We start from the raw sequence: 17,635 nt of genomic DNA on the forward strand, positions 1-17,635 counted from the left end.
CTGCTGTTCGTTCAGCCGCGGGCCGCGTGCTTGGCGCGGACCGTCTCCTGCAGGGAGGCCAGCGTCGGGTCGTCGAACAGGTCGCCGATCTCGATGTCGACCCCGAGCTCGTCCCGCACCCGGGTGGCGATGAGCATCGCGGAGATGGACTGGCCGCCCAGGTCGAGGAACGTCTCGTCGCTCGGCCCCGGCGCCACGCCGAGCACGGCGCACCAGATCTGCTCGACGCTGCTGTTGACGGTCCCGACCGAACTGTCGGTGGTGCTGCCGGACATGGCGTTTCCTTTCGTGCGTTGGGGGGACGGACGGGCGCACGCTCACGCCCGCGCACCGTGCCTTCGCTCAGTGCGCGTTCGATCAGGTGCGCGTGAGGACTTGGACGTTCGGCCGGTCGCCGTTCGCTCAGGCGGTCAGGTCCGCGTCGGGGCCGGCGAGCAGGTCGGTCACCGTCCGTTTGAAGTCGAGCACCATGGCGGCGGCGGTCATCGAGTCGTAGCGGTTGCTGTTCACCGCGAGCGTGCCGACCGTGTCGCCGCCGGCCTCGACGCTCAGGGTCCACAGGGCGCCGTCGGGGATGTCGCCGCCGACCGGGGAGGAGACGTTGCGGCGGATCTCGGTGAAGTTCAGGTCGCCCACCGTGGTGCCCTCGGCCGAGAACAGGGTGCGCTCGACCTGGAAGACGAACGCGGCGAGGTTGTCGTCGGCCATCGGGGCCGCGACCGCCTGAGTGTCCTGGACGACCTGGCCGAAGAGGAGCTCGTGCTCGTACGCGCCGAGGCAGGCTGCGCGAGTGCGCAGGATGACCTCGCGGAACGAGGCGGCGCCGGACAGCTGCACGCGCAGGGGCAGGAAGTTGTAGAAGGAGCCGACCGACTCCTGGAAGCGCTGCAGGCCCCGGCCCGGCGAGAACGTCGGCACCGTCACGTCGGCGCGGCCGAATGCGCGCTGCACGGTGACGCAGTACGCCGCGAGCAGGACGATGAACGGGGTGCTGCGCGTTTGGCGGGCAATGGACAGTACGGACGCGGTCGTTTCGGGGTTGATCGTGAACCGGTGCCACGAGGACGCCTTCGGCAGGCCGGCCGAGCGCGGCCAGTCCGTCGGCAGGGCGAGCAGTTCGGCGCCGTCGAGGGTCGCGCGCCAGTATTCGCGGTCCACGTCCTCGGCGACGAGCTCGTGCTGCAGGCGCGCGAACTCGGCGTACTGCGCGACCTCGGGCAGCTCGGGGACCGCGAACCCGGCCGCGGCCGCGTAGAGGTTGGCCACGTCGCGCATGATGATCTGCATCGACCAGGCGTCGGCGGCCGAGTGGTGGGCCTGCAGCCCGAGCACGGCGTCGTCGGGCGCGAGGCGGACGAGCACGGCGCGCAGCAGCGGCAGGTCGTTGATCGAGAACCGGCCGGCCTCGAGGTCGTTCATCGCCCACTGGGCGCGCAGGTCGCGGCGCGACTCGTCCGGCTCGGGGTGGTCGATGATGTCCAGACGCACACTGCCGGGTGCGCAGATGCGCTGGTACGGCTGCTCGGCGTCGCGCACGATCACCGTGCGCAACGCCTCGTGACGCACCACGACGGCGTCCAGGGCGGCCTGCAGGCGGGCCGTGTCGATCGCCCCGCGCACCCGCCAGCCTGCGGCGATGTGGTGGTACGGGCCGAACGAGCCGGCCTCCTCGCCCTGGTCGAACATGAACAGGAACTGCTGGTTGGCGGAGAGGGGGACGACCGTTTCGGACGTCTGGGTGGTGGTCATGCCGACGAGGCCTCCGTCCGTGGAAGGGAGTGCGGCCGTGGCTCGACGGCCGGACCGCGCCGCGCCGTTCGGGGCCGCGCACCGCGGTGACGATGCCGAGTCAACCACCGGATCGGCGGTGGCTCTTCTCACAGATTGCCCAGTCCAGCGGCACTGCATCCGGACAAGCGTGGTTGCCGATCCGGAAACGGACTACACTGGCTGCATGGCAAGGAAGACGTACGGGCAGTACTGCGGCGTCGCGCGGGCGATGGAGCTGCTCGGTGAGCGCTGGACGATGCTGATCGTGCGCGACCTGCTCGTCGCGGCCAAGCGCTACACGGACCTGCACCGCGGCCTGCCCGGCATCCCGACCAACGTGCTCGCCGACCGGCTCAAGGAGCTCGAGGCGGCCGGTGTCGTGGAGCGGGTGGTCATGCCGCGCCCGGACGGCTCGGTCGTCTACCGGCTCAGCCCGTACGGCGAGGAGCTCAACGACGTCGTGCTCTCCCTCGGCCGCTGGGGCGCCAAGGCGCTCGGTGAGCCGCTCGACACCGACATCGTGACCGCCGACTCGCTCATCATGGCGATCCGCACGACGTACCACCCGGCGGAGGCGCGCGGCCTCAAGGCGCGCTACGAGGTCCAGTTCGGCGACATCCTGGTGCACGCGATCGTCGACCGCACCGGCCTGCAGACCGGCACCGGCGGCGTCGACCGGCCCGACCTGCGCATCTCGGCCGGCCCGGCGCTGCGCGCGATGATGGCCGGCGAGCTCGACCCGGACGACGCCGTGCGCGAGGGCAGCGTCACCATCGACGGCGACATCGCCCTGCTGCACCGCTTCGCCGACGTGTTCCGCATCGAGCCGATGCCGGTGGCCGAACCCGCCTGATCCCCTGTTCCGCAAGGCCGCGTTCGTTCCCGGACGCGGCCTTTGTTGTGCGCACCCTCGGATATGACATGGCTCCGTGGTGCGCCGGACGATGATTCGCAGCACGCCTGCACCGGATGCCGGGCGGCGTCAGGCCAAAATTCGCGCCGCCGCGCACCTCGCCGTGCCGTGATGCGGGCCGGCGGCCGGCCCACCGAGAGGAATGGCGGATGCTGCGCAAACCCATGTTTCAAGACGTCGTGCACGTCGGCCGGCCGAACATCGGCGACCGCGCCGTCCTGGCGAAGCGGATCGACGACGCGCTCGACCGGCGCTGGCTGACCAACGGCGGCCCGCTGCTGCGCGAGTTCGAGGAGCGCGTCGCGCACATCGCCGGAACCGAGCACTGCGTGGCCACCTCGAACGCCACCAACGGCCTGCAGATCGCGGCCATGGCGCTCGGCCTGCAGCCCGGCGACCAGGTCATCATCCCGTCGTTCACCTGGGTCGCGACCGCGCACGCCATGGACTGGATCGGGCTGGTGCCGGTGTTCTGCGAGGTGGACGAGGCGACCGGCAGCGCCGACCCGGCGCACGTCGAACTGCTCATCGGGCCGCGCACGAAGGCGATCCTCGGCGTGCACGTGTTCGGCCATCCGTGCCTGATCGAACCGCTGGCCAAGGTCGCCCAGCGGCACGCGATTCCGCTGCTGCTGGACGCGGCGCACGCGTTCGGGTGCACGTACCAGGACAAGCCCATCGGCGGGTTCGGCGCGGCCGAGGTGTTCAGTTTCCACGCCACGAAGTATGTGAACAGCTTCGAGGGCGGCGCGATCGTCACGAACGACCCGGACCTGGCCGAGCGGGCGCGCACCATGCGCACGATGGGCCAGGACGGCACCCGCGAGGTGGTCGGCCGCGGCACCGTCGGGCGGATGAGCGAGGTGCACGCGGCGATGGGCCTCACCTCGATCGAGGCGATGCACGACTTCATCGCGATCAACAAGCGCAACGACGAGTTGTACCGCACCCGCCTCGCCCCCGTCCCCGGCGTCACGGTGCGCCCGCAGGCGGCCGGGGAGCAGGCGAACTACCAGTACCTGGTGATCGAGGTCGACGAGTCGATCGCCGGCGTGCACCGCGACGACGTGCACCGGATCCTGCACGAGCACAACGTGTTGTCGCGCAAGTACTTCCACCCGGGCTGCCACGAGATCGAGCCGTACCGGTCGAACCCGCGCCGGCACGCTCCCCTGCCGCTGCCCCGCACCGAGGCGCTCACCCAGCGGGTGCTCGCCCTGCCCACCGGCACGTCGATCGGCCAGGCCGAGGTCGACGGCATCTGCGAGATCATCGCCGACGCGGTCGCCACGGCGCGCCGCGGCTGAGGAGGACGATTCATGCGACCGTTCCAGATCGCCATCCCCCAGGAAGACCTCGAGGACCTGCGCCGGCGCCTCGCGGAGACCCGCTGGCCGCCGGCCGGGCCGAGCTCCGACTGGGAGCGGGGTGTCCCGCTGGAGTACCTCAAGGAGCTCGCCCAGTACTGGCAGACCAGCTACGACTGGCGCGCCGCCGAGCGGTGGCTCAACAGCTTCCCGCAGTTCGTCGAGGAGATCGACGGCGTCGAGGTGCACTTCGTGCACGTTCGCTCGGCCGAACCGGACGCGACGCCGATCATCCTGACCCACGGCTGGCCGGGTTCGTTCGTCGAGTTCCTGGACGTCGTCGGCCCGCTGACCGACCCGCGCGCGCACGGCGGCGACCCCGCCGACGCGTTCCACGTCGTCATCCCGTCGATCCCCGGCTTCGGCTTCTCCAGCGCCCCGACGGAGCCCGGCTGGGACGTCCCGCGGGTGGCCCGCGCGTGGGCCGAGCTCATGCGCCGGCTCGGCTACGACCGCTACGTCGCCCAGGGCGGCGACTGGGGCAAGGTCATCTCCCTGCGCCTGGCCGAGGCCGACCCCGAGCACGTCGCGGGTGTCCACCTGAACATGTTCGTCGCGATGCCCCCGATGGACGACCCGAACGCCTTCGCCGACCTCGACGAGCGCGACCTGCGCAAGCTGCAGAAGGCGGGCCGCTTCCAGCAGGACGGCATGGGCTGGCAGCAGATCCAGTCGACCCGGCCGCAGACCATCGCGTACGGCCTGTCCGACTCCCCCACCGGCCAGCTCGCCTGGGTCGTGGAGAAGTTCAAGGAGTGGAGCGGCGCGGACAAGGGTCCCGAGGACGCCGTCAACCGCGACCGCATGCTCACCGACGTCACCATCTACTGGCTGACGAACACGGCCGGCCCGAGCGCCCAGCTGTACTACGAGTCGACCCGCTTCCCCGAGGACTTCATGCGCACCTGGGCCGGCCCGTGGCCGCTCTCGGTCCCGGTGGGCATCGCGGTCTTCCCGGACGAAGTCTGCCCCCCGATCCGCAAGTTCGCCGAGCCGCTGCTGCCCACCCTGTCCCACTGGACCGAGTTCGACCGCGGCGGCCACTTCGCCGCCCTCCAGCAGGGCGACCTGCTGGTCCAGGACCTGCGGGACTTCACCCGCTCCCTGAAGACCACCTGACCCACCGGCGACCGCACGGTCGCCGACGACCCGGGCCCGGAAGCGTCAACGGCGACGCCTCCGGGCCCGTTCGCGCGCGGCGACGGGTCGGGGCCGTTCACGTGCTCAGGACGTCCGGGTAGTCGGGGTCGCGGGTCTCGTGGTCGAGCGCGACCAGCGACATGATCGCATCGGCGGGTGTTCCGGCCGGGGCGTACAGCCGCAGGTGGGTGCCGTTGTCCCGGTGCAGCGCGGCCAGGCGGTGCAGGGCGGAGACGCCGGCGCTGGCCAGGTGGGACACGCCGGTCAGGTCGACGGTCAGCGGCCGGGTGCCGGACGAACCGGCGGCGCGGATGGTCCGGTCGAACTCGGCGACGGTGGCGGCGTCGACCGGCCCGTCGGCGCGGATACGCGGGCCGGGCGCGGACGGCTGGTCCAGCATCAGCAGCAGCGGCGGGGCCGGGTTCCGGGGTGCGGCCGTCCAGGTGAGGTCGTTGGCGGTCAGCAGCCGGGCCGGGCGGCGCACGCGGTGGGTCACGGTCGCGGAGGTGCCGTTCGCATCGTGCTCGATTCGCAGCCGGTCGACCAGCCCGGTCGTCATGACCAGGCCCAGGCCCCGGTCTGGTGACGGGGAAGGCTCGCGCCAGCGGCCCCGGTCGGCCACCGACAGTTCCACCCGCCCCGTGCCGGTCAGGGCGGCGGTGACGGTGAAGGCGTGCCGGTCGGCCGAGTCGATCCACGCGTGGTCGATCACGTTGGTCGCCAGTTCCACGACGGCGTGCAGGACGGCTCCCGCATCGAAGCCGTCGATGCGCGCCTCGGTCAGCCAGGCCTTCACCTGGTCCCGCAGGGGTTGCAGCGATCCGAGTTCGGCGGTGACCGGCAGCCGCAGCGGCGGCGGCGGGTCGACCCGTTGCGCGGCCAGCAGGGTGATGTCGTCGGTGTGCCCGCTGGCCCGGGTCAGCAGTTCCAGCGTCTGCACACAGACGCGCTCGGCCGGGAGGTCGCTGTCGCCCTGCAGCGCCCGGTCCGTCACGATGTCGGCGACCGCTGTCGCGAGCTCGACCGTGCTGCCGGCCAGGTCCCGGCCCGGCCGTTCCAGGATGCCGTCGCTGTAGAGCAGGATCAGCTCGCCGTCGGCGAGCCGGTCCTTGCCGATCGACGCGCCGGTGAAGGCCCCGCCGACGCCGATCGGCCCGGCGCCGGTGGCCGGCAGGTAGCGGGTCGCACCCTCGCGGGACACGACGAGCGGCGGCGGGTGACCGGCCGTGCAGTACTGCAGCGCGCCGGTGGCGGGGTCGAGCGCCACGACGCACACGGTGGTGGCCCGGGCGGCCGGGACCTCCGTGGCGGCGGCGTCCAGCGCCGCCATGGCTGCCGCGATGTCCGAGGTGGCGGCCAGGCGCTCGTGCAGCAGCAGCCGGAGCTGGCCCATCGTCGCGGACGCGGCCACGCCGTGCCCGACGACGTCTCCGACGATCAGGGCGAACCGGCCGTCGGCCAGGGTGAGCGCGTCGAACCAGTCCCCGCCGGCGGCGGTGTCGGCGTCGGCGAGCAGGTAGCTGGCCGACACCTGCACCCGCGGCAGGACCGGTACCCCGGCGGGCAGGAGCTCGCGTTGCAACGTGGTGATGACGCCGCGGGCCTGCTCCAGGCGGCGTTCGGCCTCGGCCGTCCGCCGCTGCTCGGCCTGGTGCTGCCGGACCTGTTCGGTCACGTCGACGAGATCGACGATCACGCCGACGACCTTGCCGTCCGGCCCGTGCCGGGGATGCCAGCGCAGGTCGGTGTAGACCTCGATCTGCTCCCCGGTGTCCTGGCGCGTCAGCTGAGCCCGGAAGCTGCGCAGATACACCTGTTCGCCGGTGGCGAGGACCTGGTCGAAGATCGGCACGATCTGCTGGCCCATCGACTCCGGGAACGCGTCGGCCAGCGGCATGCCGATCATGTGCGTGCGCCCGACGTACTGCCGGAACATGGCGTTCGTCGCCACGATCCGGTGCTCCGGTCCGTCCGTGGCGTAGGACACCAGCGGCAGTTCCTCGAACACCGAGCGCACCACGTCCAGGTCACCGGTCACGCCGGAGCGCCCGCGGTCGTCTCGGGGTCCATCAGACACGTCGCGCTCCCTCACCGGCGGCGGATACCGCATCCACATCTACCACCCGCCGGTCCCCGCCGCGAACGGACGCAAGCAACGTGGCCCGGCGCATGGCGCGCCGGGCCACGATACGCCGTTCGTCAGGGTTTGCAGCGGGCCGGCTGGGACTTGACGGCGTTGACGAAGTTGGACTCCATGCGCACCGCCGGGCCGGTCAGTTCCAGGCGGTCCAGGTGTGGCAGCAGCGCGGTGAGCAGGCTCGTCATTTCGAGCTTGGCGAGGTGGGAGCCGAGGCAGAAGTGCGGGCCGGTGCCGAAGGCCAGGTGCGGGTTCGGGTCGCGGCCCAGGTTCAGGCGGTCCGGGTCCGCGAAGACCTGTTCGTCGCGGTTGGCCGCGGTGTAGTACAGGACGACCTTGTCGCCGGCCTTGATGGGACGGCCCGACAGCTCGGTGTCGCGGGTCGCGGTACGGCGGAACTGCATGATCGGGGTCACCCAGCGCAGGAGCTCGTCGACCGCCGTTGACATCGGAACCTCGCCGGACACCAGGCGGTGGCGTTCGTCCGGGTACTCGGTCAGGGCCTGGAGGGAGCCCGTGATCAGGTGGCGGGTCGTCTCGTTGCCGGCCACGACCAGCAGGAGCCAGAAGTTGCAGAACTCGCGGTCGGTCAGGCGGCGGCCGTCGAGCTCGGCGTTGGCCAGGCGGCTGATCAGGTCCTCGGTCGGATGTTCGCGGCGCGCCGACGCCAGGTGCAGGGCGTAGGTGAACGCCTCGGCGAAGGTGCGGCGGTAGACGTCGATGTCGCCGCCGCCGTATTCGGGATCGTCGAAGCCGACCAGGTGGTTGCTCCAGGAGTACAGCAGGTGGCGGTCGTGCTCGGGGACGCCCAGCAGGTCGCACAGCACGAGCAGGGGCAGTTCGCGCGCCAGGTCGGTGACGATGTCGAATTCGCCCATCGCCGTGATCGAACGCGCGAGCCGCTCCGCGTGGGCGGTGATGCTGTCGGCCAGTTGTTTGACCGCTCGTGGCGTGAAGACCGAGGTGACCAGCCGGCGGATGCGCAGATGCTCCGGCTCGTCCATGCTGATGAGCAGCTGGCGGGTCTGGCGCAGGTCGCCGGGGGTGCGCGGGTCGACCAGGAACGCGCCCTTGCGGGCCGACGAGAAGTCGTCGGTGCGCCGTGACGCGGCCAGGACGGCCTCGTGGCTGGTGACGGCCCAGTAGCCGGAGCCGCGGTGGGTGATCAGGCCGGCCGCGCTGTGCCTGGTCAGCAGCGGCTCGTCGACCCACGTCACCGGGGACTCGCGGCGGCGCCGGGCGAACTCCGCGTGCGGGACGCCGGCGGCATACGTGGCCGGATGCGCGACGTCGGGCCGTTCGAAGTGCGCGGTGAGCAGGTGCTTGCGCAACTTGCCGGTGGGCTCGCGTTGGAGGTCGGGCACAAAGGAGTACAACCGCGGAACCTTGAAACCGGCCAGTGAACGGCGGCAGTGCGCGTCCAGCACACGTTCCGCATCGGCGAGATCACGCAGCACGATGACGGCGGCCACGCGTTCGCCGAATTCGTGGTCGGGGACGCCGATCACGGCGGCGTCGTGGACCGCCGGGTGCGAAAGCAGGACCGCCTCGACCTCGGCCGGGTAGACGTTCACGCCGCCGGAGACGATGAGCTCCTGCGCGCGGCCGGTGAGGAAGAGGTAGCCGTCGTCGTCCAGGAAGCCGACCTCGCCGAACGTGAACGTGTCGTCGCCCAGGTACGCGCCGCGGGTCTTCTCCGGGGCGTTGTGGTACTTGAAGCGGCTCCCGTGCAGCCGCCGCACGTACACGCGGCCGCGGACCCCGGCCGGGACCGGGCGGCCCTCGGCGTCGACGACCACCAGCTCGCACCCCGGCAGGGCGCGCCCGACGCTGCCCGGCCGTTCGAGCCACGCCTCGGCGTCGATGAGCGTGACGGCGCCGCCCTCGGTGGCCCCGTAGTACTCGGTCAGCACCGGACCCCACCATGCGACCATGTCGCGCTTGACCGGGATGGGGCAGGCGCCGCCGCCGTGCCATACGGTGCGCAGCGAAGCGCCCGAGAAGCCGGCCCGATCGGGAACGCGCAGCAGGCGCACGAGCTGCGTCGGCACCAGGTGCACGGCCGTGATCTGTTCGCGGTCGATCGCGGCGAGCGTCTCGGCCGGGTCGAACTGCGAGCGGATCACCAGCGTACTGCCCTGGAGCAGGGAGAGCAGGGCGAAGAACAGCTGCGACGAGTGGTACCAGGGCCCGTCGAGCAGCACCCGCTCCCCCGCCGGGACGCGCAGTACCGAATGCGCGTATCGCATCAGCTTGTCCACTCGCGCGAACGGGGCGCCCACGGTGAACAGGTTGTTCACGACGCCCTTCGGCGCGCCGGTGGTGCCGGACGTGTACAGCATCGTCGCGCCGCACGTCTGCTCCGGCAGCTCCCCACCGTCCACAGTGGCCAGCAGCTCGTCGGCCGCCGCGAAGCCGGAGGCCGCCGTCGCGCCGAGCACGATCCGCAGCTTGCAGTCCGGGGCGGACGCCACCGCGGAGGCCACCGCGGCCAGGGACGACGGCTGCACGATCACCGCGCGGCTGCCCGAGTCGGCCAGGATGTGCGCGATCTCGGGCGCGGTCAGGTGCCAGTTGACCGGCACCAGCGTGATCCCGGTGTGCAGGCAGGCGAGCACGAGCTCGAAGCTCTCCGCCCGGTTCCCGGTCACGCACGAGATCTGGTCACCGGGCCCGAGCCCGTGCTCGCGCAGCAGCCGGCCCCAGCGGTTGACCCGCCCGGCCAGCGAATCCCACGTGAGCGTCGTGTGCGTGTCCACGACCAGCGCGCGTTCAGCACCGCGCGCGGCGACGATCCGGTCCAGCAGGGCAGGCATCGGGGTTCACGCCTCGTCGAAGGCTTGCGGTGACGTGTTCTGCACGTCGACGTACAGGGGACGGAAGTTCAGCCGCGCCATCGCCGGGGTGCCCATCATCCGGGCCGTCGCCCGCGCGATCGGGGCCGGGATCTGCCGCGGGGTGCCCGCCGCCTCGGCCAGCAGCTGCACCTGGCAGCAGCGTTCCATGGCGATGAACCACCACGCCGCCTCCTGCACCGAGGTGCCGACGGTGAGCAGGCCGTGGTTCTGCAGGATGACGGCCTTGTTGCCGCCGAGCCGCTCGGCGATCTGGCGGCCCTCGTCGGCGTCCAGGACCACCCCGCCGAAGCCGTCGTACACCGCGTGGTCCTCGAAGAACACGCACGCGTCCTGGGTGATCGGGTCCAGCTGCCGGCCCAGCGTCGCCCAGGCCCGGCCGTGCACGGAGTGCGAGTGCGCGGCCGCCACGACGTCCGGGCGGGAGGCGTGGATGCGGGCGTGGATGGTGTACCCCGCGGGGTTGATCCGCCCGGTGCCGGAGACGACCGCGCCGGCCGCGTCGACCTGCAGGAGGTCGGACATGCGCACGTGGGCGAAGTTGACGCCGAACGGGTTGATCCAGAACTTGTCCGGGTCCTCGGGGTCGCGGGCGGTGATGTGCCCGCCGGCGCCCTCGTCGAAGCCGAACCGGGAGAACAGCTGCAGCGCCGCGACGAGCTGCCGCTTGCGCTCCACCCGCTCCTGCCGCGGGGTGCGCTGCGGCCGGACGGGCACGGTGGTCACGGCGCTGGTCATCCGCAGCCGCCCGCGGTGTCGGTGTCGTAGCCGGCCGCACCCGCGAGCAGGGCCAGCGGAATGCCCTCCCACGGGTCCTGTTCGGGAAAGGGCGAATCAGGCGACGAATCGGGCGGAGGCGCAGAGCGCTCCAAGGAGGCCTCAGTCATGTCCGTGCTCCTTCCAGAAACGCGCTCAGGAACGTGTCCACCCGGTCGAGGCCCCAGAACCGCTGATGCCCCCACTTGATGTACGGGATGCCGAAGATGTCGTCGCGGTAGGCCGCATAGAGACAGTCGACGGCCTCGGCCCGGATCACCGGGTCGTCCGCCGCGGCCAGAACCGACGACGGCTCCAGCCCGGCGGTACGGGCGGCCGCCGCGACCACCTCCGTGGTGCAGATGTCCTCGGCGCGGCCCCAGCGGGCCTCGACGATCGCGTCGTAGAACGGCCACGCGCGACCGGCGCCGCGGGCGTACAGGAAGGCGAGGTGCGGCAGTTCCCACCACGAGTCGATGTCGATCGGCCACGCCATGGCGACCCCGGAGGCGGTGGTCAGGCGCTTGGTGTCCAGCAGCATGTACAGGTGCTTGGCCCGGCTCATCTGCTGGTAGTGGAACTCGCCGCCGCGCGCGGCCAGGGAGGCGCTGGTCTGCTCGTCGGGGTCCCAGTAGGGCCGCACGTCGAAGACCTCGTCGAGGTCGGGGCACACGGTGCGCAGCTTGCGCAGGGCGAGCCAGCTGTACGGGCTGCGGAACGAGAAGTACAACTGCGGCCGTTTTTTCATGACACACCACGCAATGCCGCCAGGACCTCGGCGTCCAGCTCGGCCATGCCCCCGGCGCCGGGTCCGGCCGCGATCGCGTAGCCGTGCAGGATCTTCGCCGTCGCGACGGGGATCAGCTGCTGGCCGCGCTGGACGTAGCAGTCCATGCGCGCGTCGAACATGACGTCGCGCAGGATGTCGGTGACGGTGAAGACGGTGTGGATCGTCTCCTCCATGTGCGCGGGCGCGAGCAGCCGCACGCGGGCCCGGGAGACGACCGGGATCCAGGAGCGCTCGCGCAGCATCCGGCCGACGGAGATCCCCTGCTGGTTGAGGTACCGGTCGACGACCTCCTCGAGGGCCCGCACATAGGCGGAGTGCTGCACCCGGTCCGAGTAGTGGCAGAGGGTGTACCGCGCGAGCCACGACCACAGCAGCCCGCCCTGCCCGCGCAGCACCGACTCGGCGTTCTCCCACGGCCGCAGGCGCAGCGGTTCGGCGGCCGGGAACGCCTCGGCCTGCAGCGCGGCGAGGGGCCCGGGCACGTCGCGGTGCTCGGGCGCGCTCGCCTCGGGCAGCAGCGCCACGACGACCTTCCCGCGCAGCACGGTGACGTCCTCGCCGCCGCGCGCGACGGACAGCTGCACGTCGAGCCGGTTGCCGGCGCCCGCGGTGACCTGGGCGCGGACCTCGTCGTCGAGCTCGAGCACGGCCGGCAGCTGCACCGAGCAGTCGAGGATCTCCAGGCCGCGGCCGAAGTCGTGGAAGAGCCGCGCCGCGCCGGTGCCCTGGTCGCGGCAGTACTGCAGCACGGCTCCCTCGACGAGGTACATGAAGTGCTTGAAGCCGATCCAGGTGCGGATGTTGGCGCCCTCGAACGCAGGACGGGCGTGCAACACCGACGGAAGACGGGCCGCGGTGACGGTCATGGCCGTTGCCTCACTGTTCTCAGAGACGCGTGGAAGTCCGCCACCTGAGCCGCGACCGCGGCCGCGTGGCGGATGTGACAGAAGTGGTCGTAGTCCTCGTGGGCGCGGACCGCGCCGTGCGGGATCGCGGCGGCCAGGGCCAGCGCGGCCTCGTGGGTGAGCGTCGGGTCCTCGTCGCCGGCGATCACGAGCACCGGCTCGGTGACGTCGCCGAGCGGCAGCTGCGGGCTGGTGAGGTACTGGTCGAACACGGTGAAGAACCCCGACGGCCCGGCGCGTTCCAGGGCGAGGTCCATCATGGTGTCGAGCACCCCGGCCTCCATCTCCCGCGCGCGCGGGCCGAGCCGCGCCCGCACGCCGTCGCGCATGTGGTGCGTGTAGGTGAGCCGGGACAGCTCGAACGCCTTCCACGTCACGGGTTGCTGCGCGGTGCGGTAGATCGGGCAGATGACGGTGACGGTGCCGGCGATGTCGCCCGCGGTGCCGGCGCACAGTTGCAGCGCGGCGCTCCCGCCGAAGGAGTGCGCGACGAGCATGTCCGGGACCCGGCCGACCTGGGCGAGCCCGTCGGCGAGCCACTGCCCGGCCGGGCGGGTCCGCCACCGGTAGTCGTTGCCGGTGCGCCAGGGCAGGTCGAGCGCGACGACGCCCCAGTCCGGGTCGAGGCCGCGGGCGAACGCGTGCCAGCTCTGCCACGAGTCCTCCAGGCCGTGCGCCAGCACGACGAGGGGACTGCCGTCGCGCAGCACGTGCGCGCGCACGCCGCTCACGGGGCACCGACCAGGGCGCCGGCCGACCCGTCGCGGCGGCGCACCAGCACGGTGGTGTCCTCCTCGCCGGCCAGGTGCACGGCCAGGGCGAGCGCCACGACGTCCCGGGCGGCCCGGTGGTCGCCCCAGTGCTCGGCCGGCTCGAACCCGCCCGGGCCGACCACGATCTTGGCGCCCGCGCCGTCGTCGACCGGCGAGATGACCGCAAGGCCCGACGGTGCGCCCGCGCGCAGGATCAGGCAGGCGGCGCCGGCCGCCAGCCGACCCAGCCCGTCCGCGGCGTGCAGGGCGGTCGCGACCTCGTCGGACGGTTCGGCGCCGACGAGCACGACCCGGTCGGCCCGCCCGGCGCGCAGCAGCCGCGCGGCGAGCCGCAGCCCGATCGAGCCGGCGTCGGGGCCGGAGCAGAGCATGAGGTTCGGGCCGCCGAAGCCGAACCACTGCGCCACGGTACTGGCCAGCACGTTGCTCGACACGTTCGGCGCGTCGAGGACGGAGACCCCGCGGCTGCCCTCCTCGGCGACGGTCCTCGCCACCCGGGCCACGACGTCGACGTTGCCGAGGTCGCTGCAGCCGATGACGGCCGTGCGGGCCGACAGCACGGGCGCGGGCCGGGCGGCCCGCGGCAGCCCGAGGGCGCGGTGCACGGCGCACAGCGCGAGCCGGGTCGCGGGCTCGGCGTAGCGCAGCCCCTTGCGGCCCACCACGGCGGCCGGATCGGCGGGCTCCGCGAACTGCCGGGCCCAGTCCCCGACCGGCCGCCCGAGGAAGTCCTCCAGCGCCGCGGCCGGGACGGCGCCGGGCAGGTACAGCGCGGCGCCGTCGACCGACAGCCGCCACGCGGCGGCGGGTGGAATCCGGTCCGGTGCGGCCGGCACCGGACCGGGGCTTGCGGCGTGGGTGGTCACGGTGCCTCCAGGAGGGTCACGGCGTTCACGCCGCCGAACCCGAACGCGTTGCTCTGCACCAGCCCGGGCGGCAGCGGCTGCGGCTCGCCGCGCACGAACCGCAGCTCCTCGCCCTCCGGCAGCACCGTGCGCAGCCCGACGACGGCCGGCACGACCCCGGCGGCGAGCGAGCGCAGCGCGACGTCCACGTTGATGAGCGCTGCGGCCCCGGAGGTGTGCCCGACGGCGCCCTTCACCGCGGTCACCACCGGCCCGCCGGCGCCGGTCGGCAGCACCGCCCGCAGCGCCGCGCACTCGGTCGGGTCGTTGAGGGCGGTCCCGGTCCCGTGCGCCACGACGGTGCCGGTGTCGGCCGGCTCCCGCCCGGCGCGGCGGTACGCGTCGGTGACGGCTCGGGTGATGCCCTCCACGTCCGGCGCCGTCGGGTGGGCCGCGTCGCAGGACAGCCCGGTGGCCAGCACCCGGCCGAGGACGGGGCCGGGGCGGCCGGGCGGGACGAGCACGAGGGCGGCCGCGCCGTCGCCGAGCAGCACCCCGCCGCGGTCGCGGTCGAACGGGCGGACCCGGTCGGTGCGCTCGGGGGCGACCCGGCCGATCATCGACAGCATCGACTGGGTGCTGGTGTCGGCCGCGGCGACCACGACGGCGTCGGCGTCGCCCGCGTCCAGGAGGTCCTGGGCCAGGGCGAGGACGTGCCCGCCGGCGCTGCACGCGTTGGCCACGGTGAGCACCTCGGTCGCCTGCGGCAGCACGCCGGCGACGACATCGGCGAAGTCGAGCCGGCCGGCCGCCATCACCTCCGGCGCGGACTCGACCGCCGACAGCTCGCGCAGGCCGGTGCCGACGAGCACGGCGACCCGCTGCCGCCCGGGGTCGAGGCCGGCGGCGGCGACGACCTCGGCGAGGCAGGCGCGCAGCAGGGCCCCGGCCCGCAGCGGGCGGCGGGCGTCGCCGTCGCCGATGTGGTACCCGGTGGCCACGTTGAGCCGGTCGGGGTCGCCGGAGCGCAGGGGCCCGGCGCCGCACGCCCCGGCGAGCAGCCCGTCGAAGGTGGCCGGGCCGGCGCCGAGGCAGGTGCGCACGGCGCTGGCGGCGATGGAGACGCTCACCGGTACACCTCGATGAGGGCCGCGCCGACCGCACCGTCGGCGCCCCGGGCGGTGAACAGGTGCACGTCGCCGCCCTCGGGACCGCGGCGGGCGGCGTCGAGCCCGTCGGGCGGGGCGGCGAGGACGGCGGCCAGCGCGACCGCGCCCGAGGCGGCGTCGCACTCGCCGAAGCGGCGCTTGGGCAGCATCCGCGGCACGTCGCCGCCCAGCGCGGCGACGACCGGCCCGTACTCCTGCCGCTCCCCCGCCTCCGCCTCCCCGGTGTGCACGGCGGCGACCGCGACCGGGTCGAGCTTCGCGCCGTGCAGCACCCGCCGGACGCAGCCGGCCAGCGCGAGGTCGCCCGCGTCGGAACCGCCGGGCCCGAAGCCGGTGGCCACGGCCAGCACGGTGGCGAGCCGGCGCGGCCCGGTCCACGGTGGAGGGTCGGCGACGGTGAGGGTGAACACCGCCGCCGCCTCGCCGGACGAGACCGCGCGGGTGGCCCCGGTCAGGTGCGAGGCCCAGGCCCGGTGCGGGGTGAACTCCTCCACGGCGCCGGCGAGCATGGCGTCGGCGTAGCCGCGGCGGATCGCGTTGGCCGCGTACCGCAGCGCGTTGAGGAACCCCAGCGTCCCGCCGGCGATGGTGGCGTTGATGCCGCGCAGGCCGAGCCGGATGCCGACCTGCCCGGCGGCGCCGTTCATCACCGTGTTGGGGAACAGCAGCGGGTTGACCAGGTACGGCCGCTCCTGCACCAGGGTCTCCATGGTGTAGTCGCTGGTCGACTTGAAACTGCCGAGGCTGGTGCCGAGGGCGACGCCGGTGCGCCGGCCGGTGGTGGCGTCCAGCTGCAGCCCGGCCGCGCGCACGGCGTCCTGGCAGCACACGACCGCGAGGCCGGTGGCCCGGTCGTAGGAGCTGGTCCCCTTGCGGCCGAGGTGCTCGCGGGCCACGAAGGTGGTCCGGGCATGGGCGTGGGAGGCCGGAAGCGGCTCGGCGTAGAGCTCGCGCACGTCCACCGGCTCCGCGGACGTGATGGCGCTGAAGCCGGTGATCGACAGCGGGCTCATGTCAGCGCTCCCAGCATGACGATGGCGTTGTTGCCGCCGAACGCGAACCCGTCGTTCTGCACGACGCGCACGTCGGCCGTGCGGGCCGCGTTGGGCACCGGGTCGATGCCCGGCAGTTCGGGGTCGGCGTGCTGCCAGTTGATGGTCGGCGGGATGATCCCGCGGCGGACGGCGGCGGCCGACGCGATCGCGCCGAAGCCGCACGCCGCGCCCATGGTGTGCCCGATCATCGACTTGATCGAGCTGACCGGGGGCGGCGTCGGGCCGAACACCTCGAGGATGGCCCGGCCCTCGACGAGGTCGTTGGCCGGGGTGCCGGTGCCGTGCGCGCAGATGTAGTCGACCTCTTCGGGCTTGACCCCGGCGTTGCGGTGCGCGATGCGCATGCACTCGGCGATGCTGTCCGTGTCCGGCGCCACCGGGTGGGTGGCGTCGCAGTTGAGGCCGTACCCGAGCAGCTCGGCGTAGATCGGCGCGCCCCGGGACATGGCGTGCCCGAGCGTCTCCAGCAGCAGCACGGCCCCGCCCTCGCCGGTGAGGATGCCGGAGCGGTCCCGGTCGAACGGCGCGCAGATGCTGTCGGTGAGCGCCCCGAGCCGGAAGAACCCGGCGTGGGCCCACCGGCACACGGAGTCGGCCCCGCCGGCCAGGACCACGTCGGCCTCGCCGGTGATGAGCAGGTCGTAGGCGTAGCCGATGGCGTAGTTGCTGGCCGAGCAGGCGGTCGCGATGGTCAGCGACTCGCCGAGCAGGCCCAGTTCGGCGCTGACCGCGTTGGCCAGCCGGTTGGCCGGCAGCTGCCGCACCAGGTCCGGGTCCTGCCCGGCGAAGCCGCGCTCGAGGATCTGCGCGGTGAGCGCCTCCACGACGGCCGACTCCCCGCTGGTGGTGCCGATGACCGCGTGGGCGCGCCCGGGCTCGACCCGGCCGAGGTCCAGCCGGCCGTCGGCGACGGCCAGCCGGGCCGCGGCCGCGGCGAACTGGCTCGACCGGCCCCAGCGCGCCGGGTCGATCCGCCGCAGGTGCCCGGCCGGATCGAACCCGTGCACCTCCCCCGCGTTGCGGTGCGGGAAGCCGCTCGGGTCGAAGCTCGTGATCGGCGAGATGCCGGACCGGCCGGCGTGCAGGGCGCTGAGGAACGCCTGCGCGCCGATGCCGATGCTGGACACCGGGCCGAGCCCGGTCACCACCACGCGGGTCAC

Annotated in this window: 16 protein-coding genes; 3 read left to right on the forward strand and 13 right to left on the reverse strand. The window is 73.2% G+C overall.

Annotation, left to right across the window (positions count from 1 at the left end; genetic code table 11):
* Window positions 1-11: 11 nt before the first annotated feature.
* Both ACQPZ4_RS29655 and ACQPZ4_RS29660 read right to left on the reverse strand, forming a co-directional pair.
* Window positions 12-275 carry a phosphopantetheine-binding protein gene (locus ACQPZ4_RS29655; RefSeq protein ID WP_433042379.1) on the reverse strand — a complete coding sequence of 88 codons (264 nt, stop codon included), beginning with the start codon at window positions 273-275 and terminating at the stop codon, window positions 12-14.
* A gap of 127 nt (window positions 276-402) precedes the next feature.
* Entirely contained in the window at window positions 403-1,749 is a 1,347-nt protein-coding gene (locus ACQPZ4_RS29660; protein ID WP_433042382.1) for a condensation domain-containing protein, read from the reverse strand.
* Between the two features lie 205 nt (window positions 1,750-1,954).
* Between ACQPZ4_RS29660 and ACQPZ4_RS29665 the strand changes: the two genes are divergently transcribed.
* From ACQPZ4_RS29665 to ACQPZ4_RS29675, 3 genes are all read left to right on the forward strand, one after another.
* The gene (locus ACQPZ4_RS29665; protein ID WP_433042385.1) at window positions 1,955-2,623 is read left to right on the forward strand and encodes a winged helix-turn-helix transcriptional regulator; all 669 of its coding nucleotides are present in this window, start codon (window positions 1,955-1,957) and stop codon (window positions 2,621-2,623) included.
* Window positions 2,624-2,832: 209 nt separating this feature from the next.
* On the forward strand, window positions 2,833-3,990 hold the full coding sequence (locus ACQPZ4_RS29670; protein WP_433042388.1) for an aminotransferase class I/II-fold pyridoxal phosphate-dependent enzyme: 1,158 nt from the start codon (window positions 2,833-2,835) through the stop codon (window positions 3,988-3,990).
* A gap of 12 nt (window positions 3,991-4,002) precedes the next feature.
* Window positions 4,003-5,169: an epoxide hydrolase family protein gene (locus ACQPZ4_RS29675; RefSeq protein ID WP_433042391.1), complete on the forward strand. Its 1,167-nt coding sequence runs from the start codon at window positions 4,003-4,005 to the stop codon at window positions 5,167-5,169.
* A gap of 97 nt (window positions 5,170-5,266) precedes the next feature.
* On the opposite strand, the gene ACQPZ4_RS29680 is transcribed toward ACQPZ4_RS29675, so the two are convergent.
* The 11 genes from ACQPZ4_RS29680 to ACQPZ4_RS29730 all read right to left on the reverse strand — a co-directional run bounded on the left by ACQPZ4_RS29680 (window position 5,267) and on the right by ACQPZ4_RS29730 (window position 17,635).
* Entirely contained in the window at window positions 5,267-7,267 is a 2,001-nt protein-coding gene (locus ACQPZ4_RS29680; RefSeq protein ID WP_433042394.1) for a SpoIIE family protein phosphatase, read from the reverse strand.
* A gap of 122 nt (window positions 7,268-7,389) precedes the next feature.
* Window positions 7,390-10,143, reverse strand: coding sequence for a cytochrome P450 (locus ACQPZ4_RS29685; protein WP_433042397.1), 2,754 nt, complete (start codon window positions 10,141-10,143; stop codon window positions 7,390-7,392).
* 6 nt (window positions 10,144-10,149) lie between these two features.
* A complete protein-coding gene (locus ACQPZ4_RS29690) occupies window positions 10,150-10,920 on the reverse strand; it encodes a class II aldolase/adducin family protein (RefSeq protein WP_433042400.1) in 771 nt (256 codons plus the stop codon).
* Complete coding sequence (locus tag ACQPZ4_RS29695) at window positions 10,917-11,069, reverse strand: hypothetical protein (protein WP_433042403.1); 153 nt, start codon at window positions 11,067-11,069, stop codon at window positions 10,917-10,919. Before ACQPZ4_RS29695 ends, ACQPZ4_RS29690 begins: the two co-directional genes overlap by 4 nt.
* Window positions 11,066-11,686 (reverse strand): 2-hydroxychromene-2-carboxylate isomerase, encoded by a 621-nt coding sequence (locus tag ACQPZ4_RS29700; RefSeq protein ID WP_433042406.1) that lies wholly within the window; start codon window positions 11,684-11,686, stop codon window positions 11,066-11,068. The genes ACQPZ4_RS29695 and ACQPZ4_RS29700 overlap by 4 nt, the downstream gene beginning before the upstream one ends.
* Entirely contained in the window at window positions 11,683-12,594 is a 912-nt protein-coding gene (locus tag ACQPZ4_RS29705; RefSeq protein WP_433042409.1) for a thioesterase family protein, read from the reverse strand. The genes ACQPZ4_RS29700 and ACQPZ4_RS29705 overlap by 4 nt, the downstream gene beginning before the upstream one ends.
* Entirely contained in the window at window positions 12,591-13,364 is a 774-nt protein-coding gene (locus ACQPZ4_RS29710) for an alpha/beta fold hydrolase (RefSeq protein ID WP_433042412.1), read from the reverse strand. The genes ACQPZ4_RS29705 and ACQPZ4_RS29710 overlap by 4 nt, the downstream gene beginning before the upstream one ends.
* Window positions 13,361-14,272, reverse strand: a complete 912-nt coding sequence (locus ACQPZ4_RS29715) for a beta-ketoacyl synthase N-terminal-like domain-containing protein (RefSeq protein WP_433042415.1) — start codon at window positions 14,270-14,272, stop codon at window positions 13,361-13,363. Before ACQPZ4_RS29715 ends, ACQPZ4_RS29710 begins: the two co-directional genes overlap by 4 nt.
* Window positions 14,269-15,381, reverse strand: coding sequence for a beta-ketoacyl synthase N-terminal-like domain-containing protein (locus ACQPZ4_RS29720; protein WP_433042418.1), 1,113 nt, complete (start codon window positions 15,379-15,381; stop codon window positions 14,269-14,271). The genes ACQPZ4_RS29715 and ACQPZ4_RS29720 overlap by 4 nt, the downstream gene beginning before the upstream one ends.
* A complete protein-coding gene (locus ACQPZ4_RS29725; RefSeq protein ID WP_433042421.1) occupies window positions 15,378-16,433 on the reverse strand; it encodes a beta-ketoacyl synthase N-terminal-like domain-containing protein in 1,056 nt (351 codons plus the stop codon). Before ACQPZ4_RS29725 ends, ACQPZ4_RS29720 begins: the two co-directional genes overlap by 4 nt.
* Window positions 16,430-17,635: a beta-ketoacyl-[acyl-carrier-protein] synthase family protein gene (locus ACQPZ4_RS29730; protein WP_433042424.1), complete on the reverse strand. Its 1,206-nt coding sequence runs from the start codon at window positions 17,633-17,635 to the stop codon at window positions 16,430-16,432. Before ACQPZ4_RS29730 ends, ACQPZ4_RS29725 begins: the two co-directional genes overlap by 4 nt.

The sequence above is a fragment of the Dactylosporangium sp. CS-033363 genome (assembly GCF_050942475.1).
Classification (GTDB): Bacteria; Actinomycetota; Actinomycetes; order Mycobacteriales; family Micromonosporaceae; genus Dactylosporangium.

Coding starts and splice junctions, on each gene's coding strand:
- ACQPZ4_RS29665 (WP_433042385.1), top strand. CDS start 1,955: ATGGCAAGGAAGACGTACGGGCAGTACTGCGGCGTCGCGCGGGCGATG.
- ACQPZ4_RS29660 (WP_433042382.1), bottom strand. CDS start 1,749: ATGACCACCACCCAGACGTCCGAAACGGTCGTCCCCCTCTCCGCCAAC.
- ACQPZ4_RS29725 (WP_433042421.1), bottom strand. CDS start 16,433: ATGAGCCCGCTGTCGATCACCGGCTTCAGCGCCATCACGTCCGCGGAG.
- ACQPZ4_RS29695 (WP_433042403.1), bottom strand. CDS start 11,069: ATGACTGAGGCCTCCTTGGAGCGCTCTGCGCCTCCGCCCGATTCGTCG.
- ACQPZ4_RS29690 (WP_433042400.1), bottom strand. CDS start 10,920: ATGACCAGCGCCGTGACCACCGTGCCCGTCCGGCCGCAGCGCACCCCG.
- ACQPZ4_RS29675 (WP_433042391.1), top strand. CDS start 4,003: ATGCGACCGTTCCAGATCGCCATCCCCCAGGAAGACCTCGAGGACCTG.
- ACQPZ4_RS29655 (WP_433042379.1), bottom strand. CDS start 275: ATGTCCGGCAGCACCACCGACAGTTCGGTCGGGACCGTCAACAGCAGC.
- ACQPZ4_RS29685 (WP_433042397.1), bottom strand. CDS start 10,143: ATGCCTGCCCTGCTGGACCGGATCGTCGCCGCGCGCGGTGCTGAACGC.
- ACQPZ4_RS29705 (WP_433042409.1), bottom strand. CDS start 12,594: ATGACCGTCACCGCGGCCCGTCTTCCGTCGGTGTTGCACGCCCGTCCT.
- ACQPZ4_RS29670 (WP_433042388.1), top strand. CDS start 2,833: ATGCTGCGCAAACCCATGTTTCAAGACGTCGTGCACGTCGGCCGGCCG.
- ACQPZ4_RS29700 (WP_433042406.1), bottom strand. CDS start 11,686: ATGAAAAAACGGCCGCAGTTGTACTTCTCGTTCCGCAGCCCGTACAGC.